Origin of the sequence: Candidatus Nitrospira nitrificans (genome assembly GCF_001458775.1) — a bacterium.
Taxonomy (GTDB): Bacteria; Nitrospirota; Nitrospiria; order Nitrospirales; family Nitrospiraceae; genus Nitrospira_D; species Nitrospira_D nitrificans.
In genome coordinates, this window is sequence record NZ_CZPZ01000023.1 from 144,582 (window position 1) to 164,161 (window position 19,580).

At 55.9% G+C, this 19,580-nt stretch carries 20 protein-coding genes; 6 read left to right on the top strand and 14 right to left on the bottom strand.

Translation table 11 applies throughout. The features are described from left to right. Positions 1-9: 9 nt before the first annotated feature. The gene (locus COMA2_RS13170) at positions 10-273 is read right to left on the bottom strand and encodes a type II toxin-antitoxin system RelE family toxin (protein WP_090898956.1); all 264 of its coding nucleotides are present in this window, start codon (positions 271-273) and stop codon (positions 10-12) included. Next, the gene (locus COMA2_RS13175; protein WP_090898959.1) at positions 257-487 is read right to left on the bottom strand and encodes a ribbon-helix-helix protein, CopG family; all 231 of its coding nucleotides are present in this window, start codon (positions 485-487) and stop codon (positions 257-259) included. Before COMA2_RS13175 ends, COMA2_RS13170 begins: the two co-directional genes overlap by 17 nt. A 229-nt stretch (positions 488-716) precedes the next feature. Between COMA2_RS13175 and COMA2_RS13180 the strand changes: the two genes are divergently transcribed. From COMA2_RS13180 to hsdR, 5 genes are all read left to right on the top strand, one after another. Further along, on the top strand, positions 717-2,180 hold the full coding sequence (locus tag COMA2_RS13180; RefSeq protein WP_090898962.1) for a class I SAM-dependent DNA methyltransferase: 1,464 nt from the start codon (positions 717-719) through the stop codon (positions 2,178-2,180). A 99-nt stretch (positions 2,181-2,279) separates the two neighbouring features. Then, positions 2,280-3,413 (top strand): restriction endonuclease subunit S, encoded by a 1,134-nt coding sequence (locus tag COMA2_RS13185; protein WP_175304594.1) that lies wholly within the window; start codon positions 2,280-2,282, stop codon positions 3,411-3,413. A 10-nt stretch (positions 3,414-3,423) separates the two neighbouring features. Next, a complete protein-coding gene (locus tag COMA2_RS13190) occupies positions 3,424-4,446 on the top strand; it encodes a DNA-binding protein (RefSeq protein ID WP_090898968.1) in 1,023 nt (340 codons plus the stop codon). 2 nt (positions 4,447-4,448) lie between these two features. Continuing rightward, complete coding sequence (locus COMA2_RS13195; protein WP_090898974.1) at positions 4,449-4,892, top strand: type II toxin-antitoxin system death-on-curing family toxin; 444 nt, start codon at positions 4,449-4,451, stop codon at positions 4,890-4,892. Between the two features lie 181 nt (positions 4,893-5,073). Then, a complete protein-coding gene (gene hsdR / locus COMA2_RS13200) occupies positions 5,074-7,452 on the top strand; it encodes an EcoAI/FtnUII family type I restriction enzme subunit R (RefSeq protein WP_090898977.1) in 2,379 nt (792 codons plus the stop codon). Positions 7,453-7,558: 106 nt separating this feature from the next. Here the strand turns inward: hsdR and COMA2_RS13205 are convergent, their stop codons facing one another. From COMA2_RS13205 to typA, 7 genes are all read right to left on the bottom strand, one after another. Further along, a complete protein-coding gene (locus COMA2_RS13205; protein WP_175304595.1) occupies positions 7,559-7,756 on the bottom strand; it encodes a type II toxin-antitoxin system RelE/ParE family toxin in 198 nt (65 codons plus the stop codon). A gap of 31 nt (positions 7,757-7,787) precedes the next feature. Next, positions 7,788-8,240, bottom strand: coding sequence for a hypothetical protein (locus COMA2_RS13210; protein ID WP_090898980.1), 453 nt, complete (start codon positions 8,238-8,240; stop codon positions 7,788-7,790). Positions 8,241-8,451: 211 nt separating this feature from the next. Continuing rightward, positions 8,452-8,937 carry a hypothetical protein gene (locus COMA2_RS13215; protein ID WP_090898983.1) on the bottom strand — a complete coding sequence of 162 codons (486 nt, stop codon included), beginning with the start codon at positions 8,935-8,937 and terminating at the stop codon, positions 8,452-8,454. 98 nt (positions 8,938-9,035) lie between these two features. After that, complete coding sequence (locus COMA2_RS13220) at positions 9,036-9,368, bottom strand: thioredoxin family protein (protein ID WP_090898986.1); 333 nt, start codon at positions 9,366-9,368, stop codon at positions 9,036-9,038. Positions 9,369-9,421: 53 nt separating this feature from the next. Next, a complete protein-coding gene (locus tag COMA2_RS13225) occupies positions 9,422-9,892 on the bottom strand; it encodes a redoxin domain-containing protein (protein ID WP_090898988.1) in 471 nt (156 codons plus the stop codon). Positions 9,893-10,059: 167 nt separating this feature from the next. Then, the gene (locus COMA2_RS13230) at positions 10,060-10,821 is read right to left on the bottom strand and encodes a hypothetical protein (protein ID WP_090898991.1); all 762 of its coding nucleotides are present in this window, start codon (positions 10,819-10,821) and stop codon (positions 10,060-10,062) included. Positions 10,822-10,952: 131 nt separating this feature from the next. After that, positions 10,953-12,809 carry a translational GTPase TypA gene (gene typA, locus COMA2_RS13235; protein WP_090898994.1) on the bottom strand — a complete coding sequence of 619 codons (1,857 nt, stop codon included), beginning with the start codon at positions 12,807-12,809 and terminating at the stop codon, positions 10,953-10,955. A 466-nt stretch (positions 12,810-13,275) separates the two neighbouring features. Here typA and COMA2_RS13240 point away from each other — a divergent pair, with 466 nt between their 5' ends. Continuing rightward, positions 13,276-15,678, top strand: coding sequence for a penicillin-binding protein 1A (locus COMA2_RS13240; RefSeq protein WP_090898996.1), 2,403 nt, complete (start codon positions 13,276-13,278; stop codon positions 15,676-15,678). Positions 15,679-15,687: 9 nt separating this feature from the next. Here the strand turns inward: COMA2_RS13240 and iscX are convergent, their stop codons facing one another. From iscX to iscU, 5 genes are all read right to left on the bottom strand, one after another. Next, entirely contained in the window at positions 15,688-15,900 is a 213-nt protein-coding gene (gene iscX, locus COMA2_RS13245; protein ID WP_090898999.1) for a Fe-S cluster assembly protein IscX, read from the bottom strand. Positions 15,901-16,010: 110 nt separating this feature from the next. Continuing rightward, the gene (dnaK, locus tag COMA2_RS13250; protein WP_090899002.1) at positions 16,011-17,831 is read right to left on the bottom strand and encodes a molecular chaperone DnaK; all 1,821 of its coding nucleotides are present in this window, start codon (positions 17,829-17,831) and stop codon (positions 16,011-16,013) included. Positions 17,832-17,999: 168 nt separating this feature from the next. Next, a complete protein-coding gene (hscB, locus tag COMA2_RS13255; protein WP_175304596.1) occupies positions 18,000-18,605 on the bottom strand; it encodes a Fe-S protein assembly co-chaperone HscB in 606 nt (201 codons plus the stop codon). A 177-nt stretch (positions 18,606-18,782) separates the two neighbouring features. Then, entirely contained in the window at positions 18,783-19,139 is a 357-nt protein-coding gene (locus tag COMA2_RS13260) for a HesB/IscA family protein (RefSeq protein WP_090899008.1), read from the bottom strand. A gap of 21 nt (positions 19,140-19,160) precedes the next feature. Then, positions 19,161-19,559: a Fe-S cluster assembly scaffold IscU gene (gene iscU / locus COMA2_RS13265; protein WP_090899011.1), complete on the bottom strand. Its 399-nt coding sequence runs from the start codon at positions 19,557-19,559 to the stop codon at positions 19,161-19,163. Between the last annotated feature and the right edge of the window lie 21 nt (positions 19,560-19,580).

Genomic DNA, 19,580 nt, shown 5'->3' on the forward strand with positions numbered 1-19,580 from the left:
AATGACACGTCAGCGATAGCTCTCGCGGCGATGCCCGATCTTCACGATCTCAACGCGACGCGCGGCATCATCAATGCCGAAGACAATGCGATAGTCGCCTTGCCGAATCCGGTAGCGTTCGGATTCGCCCGAGAGTTTTTCGCATCCCCACGGCCGAGGCTGTTGGGCCAAGCCTCGAATGCGATCGACGACCCGCTTGAGGTCACCTGAAGGTACCGCCTTCAGCTCCTTCTCGGCGGATCGCTTGATGACGAGGCTATAAGGTTCCGTCACGCTTCAACTCCTCGAGAACCTTCTCAAATGAGCGCGCTGGTTCTTTCGCGCGGCGCTCAAATGCTTCCAGGTCCAACGCATCCTCTCGAAGAGATTCCAGCACGGCGGCATTGACCAAGTCGGAGACAGACCGATCCGTGGTGGCGGCTTTGACCTTGAGGGCTCGATAGACTTTAGGCTTCAAATAGATTGTCGTGCGAGTATCCGATGGCATGGCGCTCCTTTCTTGCGACGTTTAGACATTATAGCATCATGATGTTAAAGCGCCACCGATCTCCTTCCATGCTCTCTTCCTCTCGGCTTGTCTGTGACGAGCACCTCACGCCTCATCCTGAAGCCTGTTGAAGGGCAGCACTTCCTCCCCAAGAGAAGGCGTGGTTTCTTCTAGGAAAAACAGGTAAGCTTCGGCGCTAATTTCCTACTGCTGGTGGGAGACCGTCCGCATGTTCGAACAAGCCTTTAAGAACATTGACGATGTGCTCTGGAAAGAAGCCGGGTGCACGACCGAGCTGGATTATACCGAGCAAACCTCGTGGTTGTTATTCCTCAAGTACCTCGACGGACTTGAACAGGACAAAGCGGACGAAGCCAGACTGGGAGGAGAAGCGCTACAGTTCATCCTGGACAAGGACTACCGCTGGGAGAGCTGGGCCGCGCCCAAGGGCAAAGACGGCAAGCTCGACCATAACAAAGCCCTGACCGGCGACGACCTGCGGGACTTCGTCAATCTCAAACTCTTTCCCTATCTGCATGGGTTCAAGCAGAAGGCCAGCGGGCCGAACACCATCGAGTACAAGATCGGGGAAATCTTCGGGGAGATCAAGAACAAGATCCAGAGCGGCTACAACCTGCGCGAGATCATCGACCACATCGACGAGCTGCGCTTCCGCTCGCAGAAAGAGAAGCATGAGCTGTCTCATCTGTACGAAGCGAAGATCAGGAATATGGGCAACGCCGGACGCAATGGCGGGGAGTACTACACCCCGCGTCCGCTCATTCGCGCCATGGTGCAGGTGGTCAAACCAAAGCTAGGCGAGAAGATCTACGACGGGGCTTGTGGCTCGGCGGGTTTCTTGTGCGAAGCCTATGACTATCTCAGTACGCGGCCCAACCTGACCGTCGCCCAGTTCCAAGCACTTCAGACCCGCACCTTCTATGGGAAGGAAAAGAAGTCTCTCGCCTACGTCATCGCCATCATGAATATGATCCTGCATGGCATCGAGGCGCCGAACATCATCCACACCAACACGCTGACCGAAAACCTCGCCGACATTCAGGAGAAGGACCGCTACGACGTGGTGCTGGCCAATCCGCCATTCGGCGGCAAGGAGCGGAAGGAGGTACAGCAGAACTTCCCCATCCGCACCGGCGAGACGGCCTTTCTCTTTCTTCAGCATTTCATCAAGATGCTCAAGGCGGGCGGGCGCGGCGGCGTGGTCATCAAGAACACGTTCCTCTCCAACACCGACAACGCTTCTGTAAGCTTGCGCAAGCTGCTGCTGGAAAGCTGTAACCTCTACACGGTTCTTGACTGCCCGAGCGGCACGTTCCAGGGCGCGGGCGTGAAAACCGTGGTGCTGTTCTTCGAGAAGGGCGCGCCGACCAGAAAGGTCTGGTACTACCAGCTCGACCCAGGCCGTAGCCTTGGCAAGACCAACCCGCTCAACGACGACGACCTCGCCGAGTTCGTGAAGCTCCGAAAGACCTTTGCCGACTCGCCCAAAAGTTGGAGGCTGGATGCCAAGAGCATCGACCAAAAAACCTTCGATCTCTCCGTGAAGAACCCGAATGGCGGCGAGGCAGTGGTGCACCGCAGTCCGCAGGAAATCATGGACGAAATCGCTGAACTGGATGCGGAGAGTGCGGATGTGCTGCTCTCGATCAAAGGGATCATTGGCAATGGATAAGGGACAATGGACAGTGGACAATGAAGCAAGGGTAGTGCTTTCGGCTTTGTCGTTGTCCGTTTTCAATTGTCCGTTGTCAATTGAATCATGGGCGTTGCTATGAGGAAGGGGTGGGAAACAAAAACCTTGGGCGACCTCTGTGAGATCTATCAGCCAAAGACCATCTCAGGAAAAGAGATGGTTGAGGATGGAGCATATCCCGTATATGGAGCGAACGGTGTTATAGGCCGTTACAATCAATTCAATCATGAAAAGGCTCAGCTCCTAATCACTTGCCGTGGCGCGACGTGTGGCTCGGTTAACATCTCTGCACCGCAATCATGGATCACTGGCAATGCGATGGTGGTGCGACCCAAGAACGGATCGCTTGAGATGCGTTACTTGGAATACCTTTTTCGTGGTGGAATAGACATTTCCAGAGCAATCACTGGCGCAGCCCAGCCTCAAATAACGCGTACGAACCTTGCGCCTCTCGAAATATCTTTCCCCGTGTCAATTGGCGAGCAGCGACGGATCGTCAGCATCCTCGATAAAGCGTTCGAGGGCATCGCCACCGCCCAAGCCACCGCCGAACAGAACCTCCAAAACGCCCGTGCTCTTTTCGAAAGCCACCTCCAATCCGTCTTTATCCAGCGTGTCGATAACCCCGTAGTGCCGATTGGCGATGTTGCAGAAGTGTTCGACGGACCGCATGCGACTCCCAAAACTGTTGATGTTGGCCCGGTGTTTTTGGGGATTAGCGCGCTCCAAGATGGAAGGATCAATCTCGGAGAAACTCGGCATGTGACGCCACAAGATTTCCGGCATTGGACTCGTCGTGTTAAGCCACAGGCTGACGATATTGTTTTCTCATACGAAACACGGCTGGGTCAGGCGGCGATCATTCCAGAAGGGCTTGAATGTTGTCTCGGCAGACGTATGGGATTGGTTCGCGTTAATCGAAAGCGGATAGATCCTCGATTCTTTGTCTATCAATACATTTCGCCATCCTTTCGGAAGTTTCTCGATAGCAAGACGGTGCGCGGTGCGACCGTGGATCGCATCGCACTTAAGGACTTCCCTTCCTTCCCAATCAGTTTGCCATCTCTCGCTGAACAGAAACGAATGACAAGCCAGCTTGATCAACTCAGGGCCAAAACTCAACGCCTCGAAGCCATCTACCAGCAAAAGCTCGCCGCGCTGGACGAGTTGAAGAAGTCGCTGCTGCACCAGGCGTTCAATGGAGAACTGTAGGAGTCATCCAATGAGTAAAGACCTGACCACTTCAGCGATAGACCGGCAAAACATTCTGAACAACCCATATGCCCTCGCTGAAATTGAGAAGGCGGCAGGCATTCGCGGAATTCCGTTTGAGGGTAAGACGGTTGTCCTTAAGGAGCAGGTAGCGGTGTTTTTCGAGGTCACACTTCGCACGGTAGAAAATTATTTGGAGCAGAATGCCGAAGAACTGGCCCGAAATGGGTATGAGGTGCTGACGGGTAACCGACTGAAAATATTGAAGTTAGCAATTCATGAGCTGGGTGATCCCGAAACCAATTTCGGGATCACGGCGAAGACGGTCCGGCTGGGAGTGCTTGATTTCCGCGCGTTTCTCAACCTCGCCATGCTCATGACGGAATCCGAGCGAGCCGGTCTGCTGCGCAAGGCCATTCTGGACATCGTCATTGACACCATCAACCGGCGCACCGGCGGCGGCACAAAATACATCAATCAGCGCGACGAAGATTTTATCCAGTCGGCGTTCATCGAGGACAACTACCGCCAGCAGTTCACTGATGCCTTGAAGGATTGTGTGGACATGGGCAAGTTCAAGTATGCCCTCTACACAGACAAAATCTATGTGAGCATTTTCCGTGAGAAGGCGCAGGTCTATCGCCGGGTGTTGCGGCTGGATAAGCGCGCCAGCGTTCGGGACACCTTTTACTCGGAAGTTCTCGACCTGATCGCCGCATACGAGTGTGGATTTGGCGATGCTCTGGTTAGGTCTTTCAATGAAATGGGACGCAAGCTCACTTCTTGGGAGGTGGATGAGTTGTTTGCGAAGTTTGAGTCGCAAGCACACTGGGAACCATTGATTCAAAAAGCTCGCCAAAAAATGGCCAGTCGAGACCTTGCGTTTCGGGATGCCTTGCATCTCCAACTGCAAGAATATGTCACTCCGCTGAAGCGCGACGAATTTGAACGCTTTCTTGGGGAGAAAAGTAAGGAATTAGCGGAACGGCTCGAAGAAGCCAAAGACGTGATGAAGCGTCTGAAGGACCGCTAACAATGGCTTGGGTGTATCTCACAATAGAGCAGGCCATTGAGATTCACAGGAAAACGGTGGACGTCAGCGGCGGAGGTTCGTTCGGTCATCTTGACATTGATAAGCTGGAGGCCGTCCTACAGCACATGCAGAACGATGAGTACTACCCGACCTTTGATAGCAAGCTGACACATTTGTTTTTCTGCGCATGCAAATTTCACTGTTTTGAGGATGGTAATAAGCGAATTGCCATTACGCTGTGTGCCCAAATGTTGCTCTCGAATGGCTATTTGCGAAGCATTCATGGATTTATCCGAGACTCAGAAAATATCAGCTACCATGTGGCTGCAGGCAACATTTCGAAGGAATTGCTCGGTGAGTGGATTGAGGCCGTCCTTTGTGGTGTTGAAGACGATGAAGCTTTGAAGCTGAAAATCCTCACTGCAATAAGTAAAGGAGGCATCTAGGACCTCATAGGTCCAGGCTGATGATCAGTGGAATGAGCGAATTCGCTGAAGCCCCAACCGTTAAGCCATACTTAATAGTTGCTCGACATGGGACCTATGTGGATGGGGACTTTGAACGGGACGCGAAGAAAATTTAATAGATGCTAAGACAGAACAAGCCGAAGAAGTCGAAGAAGTGGTCATGAACGAAGCCGAGACTAGAGCCGAGCACATCGATCCTGCCCTTAAGGCTGCGGGGTGGGGCGTGGTCGAGGGGAGCCGCGTGTTGCGCGAGTATCCCATCACGCTTGGCCGGATCGAAGGTTTGGGACGGCGTGCGAAACCGCTGATTGCCGATTATGTGCTGGTCTATCGCAACCACAAGCTGGCCGTCATCGAAGCGAAAGCCTGGGACGAAGAACTGACTGAGGGGGTGGCACAGGCGAAGCATTATGCGGGGAAGCTGGCCGTTCGCTTCACCTATGCCACCAACGGACAAGGCATCTACGGCGTCGACATGGAGGCCGGCAGGGAAGGGGAGGTGTCGCAGTATCCCACGCCGGACCAGCTCTGGAACCTGACCTTCGCGAAACAAAATGCCTGGCGCGATCGCTTCTCCGCAGTCCCATTCGAAGATAAGGGCGGGTCGCACCCCAGCCGCTACTATCAGGACATTGCGGTTGAGCGCGTGTTGCAGGCAATGACAGAGAGCAAACCGCGCATTCTGCTCACGCTCGCCACCGGCACGGGGAAGACCTTCATCGCCTTTCAAATTTCCTGGAAGCTCTTTCACAGCTGTTGGAATCTGAGCCGCGAGCCATCACGTCGGCCACGTATCTTGTTTCTGGCCGACCGGAATATTCTGGCCAATCAGGCCTACAACGCCTTCTCCGCTTTTCCGGAGGATGCGCTGGTACGGATCGAGCCGGACGATATTCGGAAGAAGGGCAAGGTGCCGAAGAACGGGAGCCTATTCTTCACGATCTTCCAGACCTTCATGAGCGGACCAGGGGACACGCCATACTTTGGTGAGTATCCTCCTGACTTCTTCGACTTCATCATCATCGATGAGTGTCATCGGGGCGGGGCGAACGACGAAAGTAATTGGCGCGGCATTCTGGAGTACTTTGCCCCCGCTGTGCAGCTCGGTCTGACAGCCACGCCAAAACGTAAAGACAATGTGGATACCTACGCCTACTTCGGCGAACCGGTCTATATCTACTCGCTCAAGGACGGCATCAACGACGGTTTCTTGACTCCCTTCAAAGTGAAGCAAATCTCTACGACCCTTGACGAGTACGTCTATACACCTGACGACCAACTCATCGAGGGTGAGATCGAAACCAAGAAGCGCTACACGGAGAGCGACTTCAATAAAATCATCGAGATCAAAGATCGAGAAAAGAAGCGCGTCGAAATCTTCATGGGCCAGATCAACCAGCAGGAGAAGACGATGGTCTTCTGCGCCACGCAGGATCACGCGCTGGCCGTGCGAGACCTCATCAACCAGATGAAGACGAGCACAGACCCCAACTATTGTCAGCGAGTGACGGCCAACGACGGCGGACTCGGCGAACAACACCTCCGCGATTTTCAAGACAACGAAAAAACCATCCCAACGATCTTGACGACCTCGCAAAAACTTTCTACTGGGGTGGATGCCCGCAATATTCGCAACATCGTGCTGATGCGACCGATCAATTCGATGATCGAGTTCAAGCAGATCATCGGGCGTGGGACTCGGTTGTACGATAGGAAGGATTACTTCACGATCTACGATTTCGTGAAGGCTCACCACCACTTTAGTGATCCTGAATGGGATGGAGAGCCGATCGAGCCGGAACCCTGCAAAACATGCCAACAGCATCCCTGTATCTGCATCAAAGAACCTCCACCACCGTGCTATGTCTGCGGTCGACTGCCTTGCGAATGTGATCGGGAACCTTGCCCGAAGTGCGGCAAGCGACCCTGCAAGTGCAAACGGAAGGCGAAGGTGAAACTCGCCGACGGAAAAGCCCGTACCATCCAACACATGGTGGTGACTACCTTTTGGCATCCGGACGGCACGCCCATATCGGCGCGGCAATTCCTGGAAATACTGTTTGGGAAGCTCCCGGAATTTTTCCGGAACGAGGCCGAACTCCGCGCGCTCTGGAGTAGCCCCGATACACGCACCAGGCTGCTAGAGGGGCTTGCTGAAAAAGGGTTCAGTGCCGAACAGATGGCGGAGATGCAGCGCATCATCGATGCGGAGAACAGCGATCTCTTCGACGTGCTGGCTCATGTGGCTTACGCCATGGCTCCGCTCACACGCGAAGAACGCGCTGCTCGAGCCAAAGTAGAGATCAGCGCTCACTTCAACCACAAGCAGCAAGCCTTCTTGGACTTTGTTCTTGCTCAATATGTGAGGGTGGGTGTGGAGGAACTCGCACAAGAGAAGCTGTCGCCGTTACTGAAGCTCAAGTACCACAACGCCATCGCCGATGCCGTGGCCGATCTCGGCCGGCCCGAGGAGATCGGCAAGGTCTTCGCAGGGTTTCAGAAGTATTTGTATCAGCCACAGATCCAACGAGTCTTGTGATGTGGAAGTGACGTGGAATTCGCAGAAAGGATAGTCACGGCATGTGCAGGAATCGCGGGGTGAGGGCGAACTCCGCTGCGGAGAGGTTAGGCGGCGGACTGTTTGGTCACGTCCCAGCCGGGAAATACGAGGACGGCGGGATGACACCGCAGGACGCGCGCTCCTCAACCTTGTTGATCACGCGATACTGCGCATTCAGCCGTGACGAGCGATACCCTTCCCATTCGCCCTGGAGACGTTCATCATGGAATCCCTTGATCAGGCGCAGACCTGCCGGCCCGGAGATACGCACGATGTTTTCCATTTCTTTAGTCCCAGCATCGAGCAGACTCTGATCAATGTTTCGGCTTGTGGTGCTCGCTTGTTTGCGCGGCTCCGCCTTTGGGATTGAGTGGAGTGAAGCGGGCCGCGTAGGCCTCTTGCTCTGGTAACCGGAGGAAGACCATGATGGCGGTATCCGGATTGATCGCAAATTCCCCGGTCCCCTTCAACTGATTGTCACCGGATGGTTCCAACTCCACTTGGAGTGTGGCCTTTTCAAATCCCTGCTGGATGGTGGCTTTTGCTTTCGCTCCATCGGTGGGGATGGCCTTGTCCGAATGATCCGTCACATAGAGAAGCAGTTCCCCGTCCTTGGCGACCAGCTCGAGATGATACGGCCCCGCAGCAAGTGATTGCCCACCGTGGAGAGCCTTTACGGGCTCGGACTGTTTCGCCTTGTGGGCGTCGGCCGGTACCGTCCCGAGCAGTATCGCGCACAGTGCTATGTTTCCCAGCAGATGTTTCATGATTGGTTCTCCCGGGAGGCTGTTGAAAAAGCCCGCCAGCGGTGTTCTCGCGGCACTTAGAGACTCAGCGTACGGCCTGGGCAAACGCCTGTTCATACAGACGATGGCTGGGCCCGGGTCAAAACTATCTACGCTTCGCCTCTTCGCTTGCTGCGGCCTTGCTGGACGGCCTTTTTGACCAGCCTGCCTGTTCGTATCGATCAAACTGACGTCAATGCTTCGGCGGATGATGGTGATGGTGGTGCTCGCCTCCGTCGGTCGACGTCGCCTCCTTGGATTTTTCGCTAGGGTCCGGTTTGGGTTTGAGCGGCATGAAGCGGGCGGCATAGCCGTCTTGATTCGGCAGCTTCATGAAGACGACGACCACGGTATTGGGGGTCAACGGAAAAGTGCCGGAGCCCCTGAGCACATTGTTTCCCACCGGGTGCATGTTCACCTGCGTCCTGGTTGACCCGTTCTCGATGTTGGCTTTGGCTACACCGCCGTCGACGCTGATGGGGTTGTCGGCGTGGTCCGTGACGTAGACCGTCAGGTCTCCATCCTTAGTGACCAGCTCCATATGAAACGGACCGGTCATGCGCAATTGTCCGCCATGGGGTGCCTGGACGGATTCGAAATATTCGTCCGTATGGGCACCGGCTGGTAGGGACAGGGTCATGGTCATGCCACATACCAAACCGATAATCGTCTTGTTCATGCTTTGCTCGTCTCCTAACTGGTCGACTGTTCGGTGCCGCCCGATCCAGCGGTCAAGGAAGAGTTTCCGGGCTCACGCACTCACGATGCAACGCCGACCTACTTGAGTAAGTGGTCTGAAATGAGCGCGGCGAGTTCGTCCGGCTCAACGACTCCCTCGCGCGTCAGCAATAATTTACCATGCGCGAAGAAATGTGTGGTGGGGTATGTTTCAAACGTGTGGGTCTTCTTGATCTCGCGACAGCGGCCCGGCACATGCATCTTGGCCTTGCCGATTTTGATCTCGTGGAATTTCGCGGCGGTCGCTTCAAGAATGGAATCGTAGGCCTTGCAAGGCTCGCAGGTGGCAAGGCCGTACGCGACGACCGCGCCGGCGCTGTCGGTGAATTCTTTGTAGTTGGCGTCGCTGACGTCCTGGACGATTCCGCTCATGACGAGTGCTGAGGACTGAGCTTCGGATCCACCCAGTCCTCAGTCCTGTATGGCTAGTTCAGCTTCGACAACGCGTCAAGGATGTCCTTGTCTTCGCGCGCGGTCTTGATTTCCTGCACCTTCGCATAGGCGACCTTGCCGTTCTTATCGACGATCACGGTCGCGCGCTTGGAGCAGTTCAGCGGCTCGAAATACAGTCCGTACGACTTCGCGGTCGTCCGGTGTACGTCCGACAACAAGCGGTGCTTCAGGTCCAACGAATCCGCCCAGGCTTTGTGGGAAAAGAAGCTGTCGCAGCTGATGCCGAACAATTCCGCATTGGCAGACTGGAATTTAGGAAAGTCATCAGTCAGGCACTTGTTTTCACCCTGACACACAGGGCTCCAATCCAACGGATAGAAGCAGAGCACGACGTTCTTCTTGCCTTTGTAGTCGCTCAACTTCACGTCCTTTTGGTCCTGATCCTTCAGATTGAAGTCCGGTGCTGTATCGCCCACCTTGATTTCCGATGCTACGTCGCTCATTGCAAACCTCCTTATTAGGACATCTATTTGTATAGGTGATAGCTGTACTGAGGTCTCGGATTGGCAGGACCCCACATGAACCATAAACTTTGTAACCTGTGGTTTGAAGGGATGTCAACGGCCTGGTAGGCCTCGCACTGGATGCGAATTGATAACATATTGAGTTATCAACGGACTTCCGAGGTTTGAAGTTCTCGGAATCCCAGCATCCGTCCGGCAGGCGCAGCGGTGCGATAGTTCCTGATGTGAATGGTGCGGCCGATGAGCGGAAGGTCGAGCGCTGTCCCAACCTTTGGAGAATGGCCCAGCCTCAGCAATTCGCCGGCCGACTCTGTCAACAGGTCCTTTGCCGCGCTGTCGGAAAGTCCTTTCGCCGCAAACACTTCAACTTCGTCCAACCCGAACTTACTGAGTCCGAGTGAGTAGGACCACACCCGGTCCGGGTGAGCCGTGTCGTCATGGACGATGGAGACATGGTCATCCAGAACAAAGCTCCCGAGCGTGCGAGGTTGCCAGTCCGAGGGATTGGCGTACGCCTGCCTAACGACGTCATAGGCCGTGCCCTGCGACAAGAGGGTCAGGCAACGGGCCAGGCGCGCGGCGAGGAGGACCGTGTCGGGCATGTCACGAGGGGAGGCGATAGACGGTGCCACGGCGCCCATGACCTCATGTTCCCAGGTCAACTGTTTCATTACTTCGGCGACATGACTCATCGGTAGCGGAAGCACCACATGGGCGGACCAAGGCCCGTGCGTCGCCTGCCAGGATTCAGGCGCGCCGTCTTCATGGCGGATGGCCAAGGGGACGCCGTATTCCCGCTCATACAATGTCTTGACCTCATCCGTGGCCGGGGCAGTCCCGCGATAGCCGACGAAATAGAGGGGAGGCCGTTTGGCGGAGGGCTTGGGCGATTTCTTGCGGATTCTCATATCAAAACCGTATCTCGTTCCTCGTCTCTTGCAAGGCCAAGCTAGTCACTGGTCATGAGTCAACGGTCATTCCTTCGGCCAATGACGAGTGACCATTGACCAATGACGGTTTTCACGTTTCACGAACGACATCATTTCCCCGCTTTCCTGGCTTTGCGGCGGTCTTCCGGATTCAGCAACCGCTTTCGAAGACGAAGGTTTTGCGGGGTGACTTCGACCAACTCATCGGCTCCGATGTATTCCAACGCGAATTCCAGCGTCATTTCCCGCGGAGGGGTGAGCACTAAGGCTTCATCGGACCCGGAGGCCCGCATGTTGGAGAGATGCTTCTCTTTGCATACGTTCACATCCAGATCCTCGTCCCGACTGTTTTGGCCGACGACCATTCCCCTGTATACCTCGACTCCGGGGCCGATGAACATGGCGCCCCGCTCCTGGGTCATGAAGATGGCATAACCTGTGCTGGACCCGTCTTCGTAGGCGACGAGCGAGCCATGCGGGGTCACGAGGAGGTCTCGTTCTTCCGCCGGCTCGTAGGCCGAGAAGACATGGTGCAGAATGACGGTTCCGCGGGTCTTCGCCAACAGCACGTTCTTGAGGCCCATGATGCCACGAGTCGGAATGTGGTATTCCAAATGCATTTCACTCGTGCCGGCATCGGAGTGAATCAGCCGCATGTGCCGCATCTCGCCTCGGCGTTTGCCGATCTCTTCGATGACCGTGCCCTGGTAGTTCTCCGGAACCTGGATGGTCAGCTCTTCGTACGGCTCCATGACTTTGTCGCCTTCGCGATGGACGATGACCTCGGGTTGGGAGACCTGCAATTCGTAGCCTTCCCGTCGCATCTGTTCGATCAACACGGAGAGGTGAAGTTCGCCTCGCCCCGCCACGAGAAAGCGATCGGCGCTGTCCGTCTCATTGACGCGGAGCGACACGTTGGTTTCCAGTTCCTTGAACAGGCGCTCACGCAGATGGCGAGAGGTGAGGAACTTGCCTTCACGCCCGGCGAACGGGCTGTTGTTGACGGAGAAGGTCATTTGCACGGTCGGCTCATCGATCGACACGCGCGGGAGGGCAACCGGCTTGTCGGCATCGGCGATGGTGTCGCCGATGCTCACGTCATCGAGTCCCGCCACCGCGACGATTTCGCCGGCCGCCGCCTGTTCGGTGTCGGCCCGTTCGAGACCAGAATAGACGGCGAGATCGGATACTTTGCCTGGAGCCTGCGCGCCGTTTTTGCCGAGCACCATGACGTTCTGCCGCCTCGCAATTGAACCGGACTGGATCTTGCCGATCCCCATCTTGCCTTTGTAGGGATCTTGCACAAGCGCCAGCACAAGAATTTGGAGCGGGGCATCGACGGTAATGGCGGGGGCGGGAATCTTCTCCAGCACGGTATCGAGCAGCGGGACGATATCGGTTCCCGGTTTGTTGACATCGAGCGTGGCGATTCCTTTAATGGCCGACGTGTAGACGATCGGGAAATCAAGTTGCTCGTCGGTGGCTCCCAGATGAACGAACAGGTCGAAGGTGCGGTTGACGACGTCGTCGATGACCGCATCCGGCCGGTCAATCTTGTTGATGACGACAATGGCTTTGTGTCCGAGCGCCAAGGCTTTCCGCAACACGAAGGTTGTTTGGGGCATGGGGCCTTCTTTGGCATCGACCAAAATCAACACCCCATCCACCATGCGCAGCGTGCGTTCCACTTCACCGCCGAAATCGGCATGGCCCGGCGTATCGACGATGTTGATTTTCACCCCGTTGTAGATGACGCTGGCATTTTTGGCCCGGATCGTGATCCCACGCTCCCGTTCCTGATCCATCGAATCCATGATGCGCTCGCCCATATCGTCGATCTTGCGATGGACGTGCGTTTGGCGGAGCACGGCATCGACCAGGGTTGTTTTGCCGTGATCGACGTGGGCGATGATGGCTATATTCCGAATATCACTTCGACGGTCCTGAGGGGCGCGTGCAGTGGACATGGTGACGGTGCTTCCTTCATGACAAAAAGGCGCCCTGGTAATGAGGCGCAAACTTGGCAGTATACTCGAACTGTGTTCTTCCACACAAGCTAGGGTCGCGAAATAATCTTGGAAGGGAGCTTCAGAAACAGGGACAGCTGAAAGACCAGAGAGCGGTCTCTGTTACGCCATGAAGGCTACTCTTCCCTCAGGAGGCGTTCCTGCAAGAAGGGCTTCTTCAAATATTCATGGCTCCAAGATTGGATGTGCTAATCCACTCGAACTTGGCGCTTGATGTGTCTCGATCTTGTGCGGGGCCTCGTACCGGTGCTAAGAGAATCGGTGTTCGGGGCGGACAAATTTAGAAAAAGCGGAATCCGGGAGAGGCCGGAGAGCCGGGCTCGATCGGCATCTTGCTTGAGTTTTGAAAAGACGCATTGTAAGGTTTTCCAGCCTTGCAGATCGGCTTCCACAGGAGTGAATTTTCATGGCAGGCGACGGACGGTTCGTCGAAATTCAGAAACAGCCACGCCGCCGTCTGCGCTGGTGGCAGATGACCCTGATGGCTCTGGTCGCCCTGAGTATCGTCGGAGCCACGACGGTTGCGGGAGTCATCTGGTATTTCTCCAAGGACCTTCCCTCGCTCGATCTGCTCCAAAATTATCAACCGAGTTTGGTCACCACCGTCTATTCCGATGATCGCCAACCTATCGGCCAATTCTTTATCGAGCGCCGCATTCTGACTCCGCTCCCGGAAATTCCCAAAACGCTGACGCAGGCGGTCATTGCGACCGAAGACGCGAGGTTTTTTGAGCATCCGGGTCTGGACTATATCGGGATGCTGCGAGCGGCCTGGACGAACATTCGGCATGGTGGGAAGAAAGTTGAGGGAGCCAGCACCATCACGCAACAACTGGCCCGTGCGCTCTTTCTGTCGTCCGAACGGTCCTATGAGCGGAAAGTTCGCGAGCTCATTTTGGCCTACAAAATGGAAGTGGTGTCCGGGAAAGAGCAAATTCTTGAAACCTATCTGAACCAAATTTACTTCGGGCAAGGAGCTTATGGCGTCGGCTCGGCGGCGCAATCGTATTTTGGGAAAGATATCAGGAGCCTGACCCTTGCCGAATCGGCATTCTTGGCCGGTCTGCCGAAGTCGCCCAGCCGGTTTTCTCCGTTCAGCGCCTATGAATCGGCGAAGAAGCGCCAAGAGCATGTTCTCGCGAGGATGGAGGAAGTCGGGTTTATTACCGGTGCGGAACGGGAAGCGGCCACTCGCGACAAACTGAATTTCCAGCGGCCAGGAAGCGAGCATCTTGCGCCGTACTTCGTCGAATACGTCCGTCAACTGCTCATGGCGAAGTATGGGGAGTCGATGGTGTACAAGGGCGGTCTCCAAATCTACACGACCTTGAATTTGGAGATGCAGAAAGCGGCGGAGTCGGCGTTCTTGAGCGGGGTTCGCGAGCTTGATAAACGGGAAGGGTGGCGAGGCCCTCGGCGAACCGTTGATTTGGCGACGTTCCGCCCTTCGGAACTCGCCTCCGGGGATCAGCTGCTCAAACCGGGGTATCTGGGGGAAGGGGTCGTCTTACGGGTTGCCAAGGATCACTATGTGGTGCAAGTCGGCGCGTTCGCCGCGAAGCTGGCGTTTGACGACATGGCCTGGGCCAAACGAATGCTCAAGGGACCGGATCCCACCGTGGATTTTGCCGTGAATCCGAATCTCAAGTCACTCCTGAAGCCTGGGGATGTCATCGAAATCGGTGTGAAACGGCTCACCAAGGACGGCGTGCAACTCACATTGGAGCAGACGCCGGTCGTCGAAGGAGGGCTGATTGCGATCGATCCCAAGGTGGGTGCGATTCGTGCGATGGTGGGCGGCTATGATTTCTCCCGCAGTGAATACAACCGCGCGGTGCAGGCCCACCGGCAACCGGGGTCCGCGTTCAAACCCCTCATTTATGCGACGGCGATGAGCCAAGGGTTGAGCCCTGCCACACAGATTCTCGACGCCCCGGTCGTCTATGAACAGGCGGAGGACGACAAGATTTGGAAGCCGGAGAACTACGGCCGGAAGTTTCACGGCATGGTGAGTCTTCGGGATGCGCTGGCTCAGTCGCACAATCTTGCAACGGTTCGGTTGTTGGACAAGGTCGGCGTGAAAAACGTGATCGAGTTCTCGCGCACGGTCGGGATCACGAGTCCGCTCCCCGCGGATCTCTCCCTCGGACTCGGCACATCGTCGGTCGGCTTGCTGGAGTTGACTTCGGTCTATGGGGTGTTCTTGAACCAGGGAAATCGAGTGGAGCCCTTTGCCGTCAAATCGGTCAAAGACAACACGGGGAAAGTCCTTGAAGTGACCGAGCCCGAGCCTCGTGAAGTCATCGCCAAAGAAGCCGCCTATTTGATTACCAATATGATGGAAGATGTCGTGCAGCGGGGAACCGGGCAGGCGGCGAAGGTGCTGGGACGTCCGATCGCCGGGAAAACCGGCACGACGAACGACTACATCAACGCCTGGTTCATCGGTGGAACGCCGAATCTGGTCACCGGCGTCTATGTCGGCTTTGACGACCGTCGCTCGCTCGGAGAGAGCGAAACGGGAGCCCGCTCCGCCTTGCCGATCTGGATTACTTTCATGAAAGAGGCGCTCAAGCAGCTTCCTGTCGTGCCGTTCGAGATTCCGGACGGGGTGACTTTCGTGAAGGTTGATTCTTCGACAGGACTTCTGGAGTCCGAACAGGAAGGCGAAGGGCAAAAGGGAACGGTTGAGCTCTTCACGAAGGGGAGTGAGCCGACTCAGGCGGTCCAGCGTCGACAGGATCCGACGGATTTCTATAAGCTGGACCAGATTCCCGAGGGACCACCGGTCGGAGACGGGAATTTGTAACTCCGGAAACTATGCTTTCGTATCCTGATATTCTTCGTGCCACGCCATCTGAATCATTTCCAAGATTTTCTCGTTCGATTTCTTCGGGTCGTCTTTAAATTCCGGCAGCGCAACGATCCAGGTGTGCATGTCGGTGAAACGCACGGTGAGCGGATCTGTCTCTGGGTGTTCTTCGACCAACCGGATGGCGATCTCTTCGGCGTCTTGCCATTTCAAGTCCATTCACAACTCCTTCGTATCTCGTCGTTCGTGAAGCCCGCTTCGCCAGTTCAGCCCGCGTCGACAAGTCTGCGAGGGAGCGTGAAGCGCGCGATACGCTTCAGAGGCACGCTTCACGTTACCTCGGATACCTTCTTCCCTTGGAGGCCTTTCTTGAGAGAATCCTCCAGCATCACGACGTTCAAGTGCTTCGCGGCCTGTTCGAGTTCCACCATGCGGGCTCGGATGGCTCGCGGGTCCGTTCCGTCCTTTGCGGTGGATACGCGCGACAATGCAGCGCGGATATCATCGGCCTCCTCCTGCGCGATCATGCGCTCCGCTTCGCTGAGAGACTTTTCGATCGTTTTCAGCAAAGCGTCTGCATCCAAACGAGCTTCGATCAGCTTGCGAGCGCTGACGTCCTCGGCCGCGAACTTGAACGAGTCCTCGATCATCCGCTCCACTTCCGAATCGGATAGTCCGTAGGAGGGTTTGACCTCGATCGACTGGCTTTGGCCCGTCCGCATGTCCGTCGCCGTGACGTTCAAGATCCCGTTGGCATCGATTAAAAAGGTGACCTCGATACGCGGGACGCCGGCGGGGAGAGGCGGTACTTTGAGGCGGAATCGGGCCAAGCTCCGGTTGTCTTTGACGAGTTCGCGCTCACCTTGGAGGATGTGGATATCCACTCCGGTCTGACCGTCGACATAGGTCGTGAACATCTCCTTGGCGCTTGCCGGGATGGTCGTGTTTCGGCGGATCAGGCTGCTCATGACGCCGCCCATCGTTTCGATGCCGAGGGACAAGGGCGTGACGTCCAACAGCAACATATCTGTCGTTCCGCCGCTGAGAATGTCGGCCTGGACCGCCGCCCCCAGGGCCACCACCTCGTCCGGATTCAAGTGGCAATGGGGTTGCTTTCCGAACAGCGCTGCCACTCGTTGCCGGACCAATGGCATGCGGGTGGAACCGCCCACCAATACGACCTCATCAATGTCTTGTGGAGTAAGCCCGGCGTCTTTTAACGCGATGCGACAAGGCGCTAAGGTGCTCTCGATGATCCCTACCACGAGAGATTCAAGCTGATCACGCGTCAGCTCTCTGGTAAAGCGTCCTTTGTCTTCCGGGAGCTCGATGGTAATCTCGGTCTTGTGCTCATCAGACAGGCGTATCTTGGCCCGCTCCGCTTCCAACCGGACAGTCTGCATATGGTCGGGGTAGCGGTCGATGTCGATTCCGTAACGATCTCGGATATCTCCGAGGAAAAGGTCGACGAGTACGCGGTCGAGATCGTCTCCGCCAAGATGGGTATCGCCGTTGGTCGCCAGCACTTCGAAGATGCCGTCTTTCAGCTTTAGGATTGAGATGTCGAATGTCCCGCCGCCGAAGTCATAGACGGCGATCGTCCCTTGCGTTTTTTCCTGAAGCCCGTAGGCCAGCGAGGCCGCGGTCGGCTCGTTGATGATGCGCAACACCTCCAACCCGGCAATGAGGCCGGCATCCTTGGTGGCTTGCCGCTGGCTGTCGTTGAAGTAGGCCGGCACGGTAATGACGGCTTTGGTGATACTCTCGCCGAGGGAGGCCTCCGCCCGCAGCTTCAGTTCCTTGAGGATCATGGCGGAGATCTGTGGCGGTGAATAGCTCTTCTGGCCAAGCCTGATCCGGATCACACCGTTCGTCTCGGTGACATGATATGGGAAATAGGCCAGCTCGTTCTGGACATCGGCCAACCCCCTGCCCATGAAGCGCTTCACGGAGTAGACCGTTCGTTCAGGAGTTCTGGTCAAATGCTCCTTCGCAGAATCTCCGACGATCAATCCATTGTCCGTCAGGGCGACGACCGAAGGCACCATCGTCCGTCCGTGACGGTCCGGGACGACACAGGGCTGCCCGTCTTTCATGTACGCAACCAGCGAATTGGTTGTGCCTAAGTCGATGCCGACGATGCGTGCCATATCAAAGAGGCTGAAAAGGGTTGCTAACTTCGTTCTCGGTCGTTGTCCCCTCTCGACGTACAGAGCAAGTACGCCTCGGGGTCGTCACTCCCTGTGGTTTCGTTGGAAACCCGTTTGAGCATCTTTGAAGGATGCCGACAGCAGAGAGCCTTATGGCAAAACATTTGCTCAACTGATCGTTGCCGCCAGATCGTTGACGATGTTGTTGATATAGGTCCGATGCGACAGGAGATCGCGCATTTGCTTCAGGATTCTGTCCCGTTCCACCCTTGCCACGCTCGTGGCTTCCCCCGCCTCTTGTAGCTGGTCCCAGTCGGCGAACAACTGCCGAAGTTGAGATTCCATTCCTTCCTTGCGCCGCTCCAACGCGCCCTGCTCAGTTTGGAGGGCGGCGCGGAGCCGGTGTCCCTGATCCGAAGCGCGATCCGATGCCCGGTAGTCTTCCAGGGTATCTTGAAGTTCCAGAATTTCTTCAAAGAGATCCGCCGGCGGAGAGGTACGAATGTCTTTGACCGAGCCGGTTTCCAGGGCCAGGAGGTATTCCGCTCGTTGAATGGGATCACGGAGCGTGCGATAGGCTGTGTTAAGGACGGCGGCATTGCTGAGGCTGATGGTCTGTTCGGGCGCGCTTTTAGTCTGATAAAAGTCCGGATGGAATGTCCGGCTCAGTTCGTAGAACTTGGCCTCCAGCTTCTTCGGATCGAGCAGGAGGCGCCGTGGAAACCCGAGACAGGTGAAGTAGTCGGTCTCTTTTGAGACCGGCTGAACTTTCACGCACCGGTCACAGAAGTATTCTCCCGTCACTTCCGATTGACAGTGCCAGCACATGCTCCGGGCCATCTGCAGCTGGCGACGAGTATCGGGATGGGTAGATGATTGATGGTTATCCATGGGTAAAAACGGGCATGGCGCATGCCCCCTGCCCCGTCGGCATTGTGAGTAGAGAGTGAATTAAGCCGAGAACGATTCTCCACAACCACATGTCTTATTGGCGTTCGGGTTCAAAAACTTGAAGTTTCCGCCCATCATGTCTTTTTGATAATCCAGTTGGGTGCCTTGGAGATAGATGGCGCTCTTGGCGTCGACGATCACTTTGACACCGTCGATCTCATGGACTTGATCGTATTGTCCGATCTTGTCATCAAAATTGATCGTGTAGCTCAAGCCCGAACAGCCTCCTCCCTTCACTCCGAGGCGAAGTCCGCCTTCTTCAATGCCTTGTACGTTGATCAGCCGCTTGATTTCTTTCACGGCTGCGCCGGTGAGCGAGATGATCGGAGCCTGGGTCTCGACATTCGTTGTGTCCATGGGACGCTCCCTTCGTGGCTGTTACTTGGTGCCGGCTGGCTGTCCGTCGGCCTTTTTCTGATAGTCGGCCAATGCGGCTTTGATGGCATCTTCCGCGAGGACCGAACAGTGAATTTTCACAGGAGGAAGATTCAGCTCCTGCACGATGTCCGTGTTCTTGATCTTCTGGGCTTCTTCCAAGGTCTTGCCCTTGAGCCATTCGGTGGCCAGGCTGGAACTGGCGATTGCCGACCCGCAACCGAAGGTCTTGAACTTCGCATCCACGATCGTGTCGTTCTGGACCTTGATCTGGAGCTTCATCACGTCACCGCACTCCGGGGCCCCCACCATCCCGGTGCCCACGTCCGCATCGTCTTTCTTAAAGCTGCCCATATTGCGGGGATTGTTGAAATGATCGACGACTTTATCGCTGTATGCCATAGAAACCTCCTTGGTATCTCG

Excerpts from the sequence above, each read along its gene's own strand:
- COMA2_RS13175 (WP_090898959.1), bottom strand. The coding sequence starts at position 487 with ATGCCATCGGATACTCGCACGACAATCTATTTGAAGCCTAAAGTCTAT.
- COMA2_RS13180 (WP_090898962.1), top strand. The coding sequence starts at position 717 with ATGTTCGAACAAGCCTTTAAGAACATTGACGATGTGCTCTGGAAAGAA.
- COMA2_RS13185 (WP_175304594.1), top strand. The coding sequence starts at position 2,280 with ATGAGGAAGGGGTGGGAAACAAAAACCTTGGGCGACCTCTGTGAGATC.
- COMA2_RS13190 (WP_090898968.1), top strand. The coding sequence starts at position 3,424 with ATGAGTAAAGACCTGACCACTTCAGCGATAGACCGGCAAAACATTCTG.
- COMA2_RS13195 (WP_090898974.1), top strand. The coding sequence starts at position 4,449 with ATGGCTTGGGTGTATCTCACAATAGAGCAGGCCATTGAGATTCACAGG.
- hsdR (WP_090898977.1), top strand. The coding sequence starts at position 5,074 with ATGAACGAAGCCGAGACTAGAGCCGAGCACATCGATCCTGCCCTTAAG.
- COMA2_RS13205 (WP_175304595.1), bottom strand. The coding sequence starts at position 7,756 with ATGGAAAACATCGTGCGTATCTCCGGGCCGGCAGGTCTGCGCCTGATC.
- COMA2_RS13210 (WP_090898980.1), bottom strand. The coding sequence starts at position 8,240 with ATGAAACATCTGCTGGGAAACATAGCACTGTGCGCGATACTGCTCGGG.
- COMA2_RS13215 (WP_090898983.1), bottom strand. The coding sequence starts at position 8,937 with ATGAACAAGACGATTATCGGTTTGGTATGTGGCATGACCATGACCCTG.
- COMA2_RS13220 (WP_090898986.1), bottom strand. The coding sequence starts at position 9,368 with ATGAGCGGAATCGTCCAGGACGTCAGCGACGCCAACTACAAAGAATTC.
- COMA2_RS13225 (WP_090898988.1), bottom strand. The coding sequence starts at position 9,892 with ATGAGCGACGTAGCATCGGAAATCAAGGTGGGCGATACAGCACCGGAC.
- COMA2_RS13230 (WP_090898991.1), bottom strand. The coding sequence starts at position 10,821 with ATGAGAATCCGCAAGAAATCGCCCAAGCCCTCCGCCAAACGGCCTCCC.
- typA (WP_090898994.1), bottom strand. The coding sequence starts at position 12,809 with ATGTCCACTGCACGCGCCCCTCAGGACCGTCGAAGTGATATTCGGAAT.
- COMA2_RS13240 (WP_090898996.1), top strand. The coding sequence starts at position 13,276 with ATGGCAGGCGACGGACGGTTCGTCGAAATTCAGAAACAGCCACGCCGC.
- iscX (WP_090898999.1), bottom strand. The coding sequence starts at position 15,900 with ATGGACTTGAAATGGCAAGACGCCGAAGAGATCGCCATCCGGTTGGTC.
- dnaK (WP_090899002.1), bottom strand. The coding sequence starts at position 17,831 with ATGGCACGCATCGTCGGCATCGACTTAGGCACAACCAATTCGCTGGTT.
- COMA2_RS13260 (WP_090899008.1), bottom strand. The coding sequence starts at position 19,139 with ATGGACACAACGAATGTCGAGACCCAGGCTCCGATCATCTCGCTCACC.
- iscU (WP_090899011.1), bottom strand. The coding sequence starts at position 19,559 with ATGGCATACAGCGATAAAGTCGTCGATCATTTCAACAATCCCCGCAAT.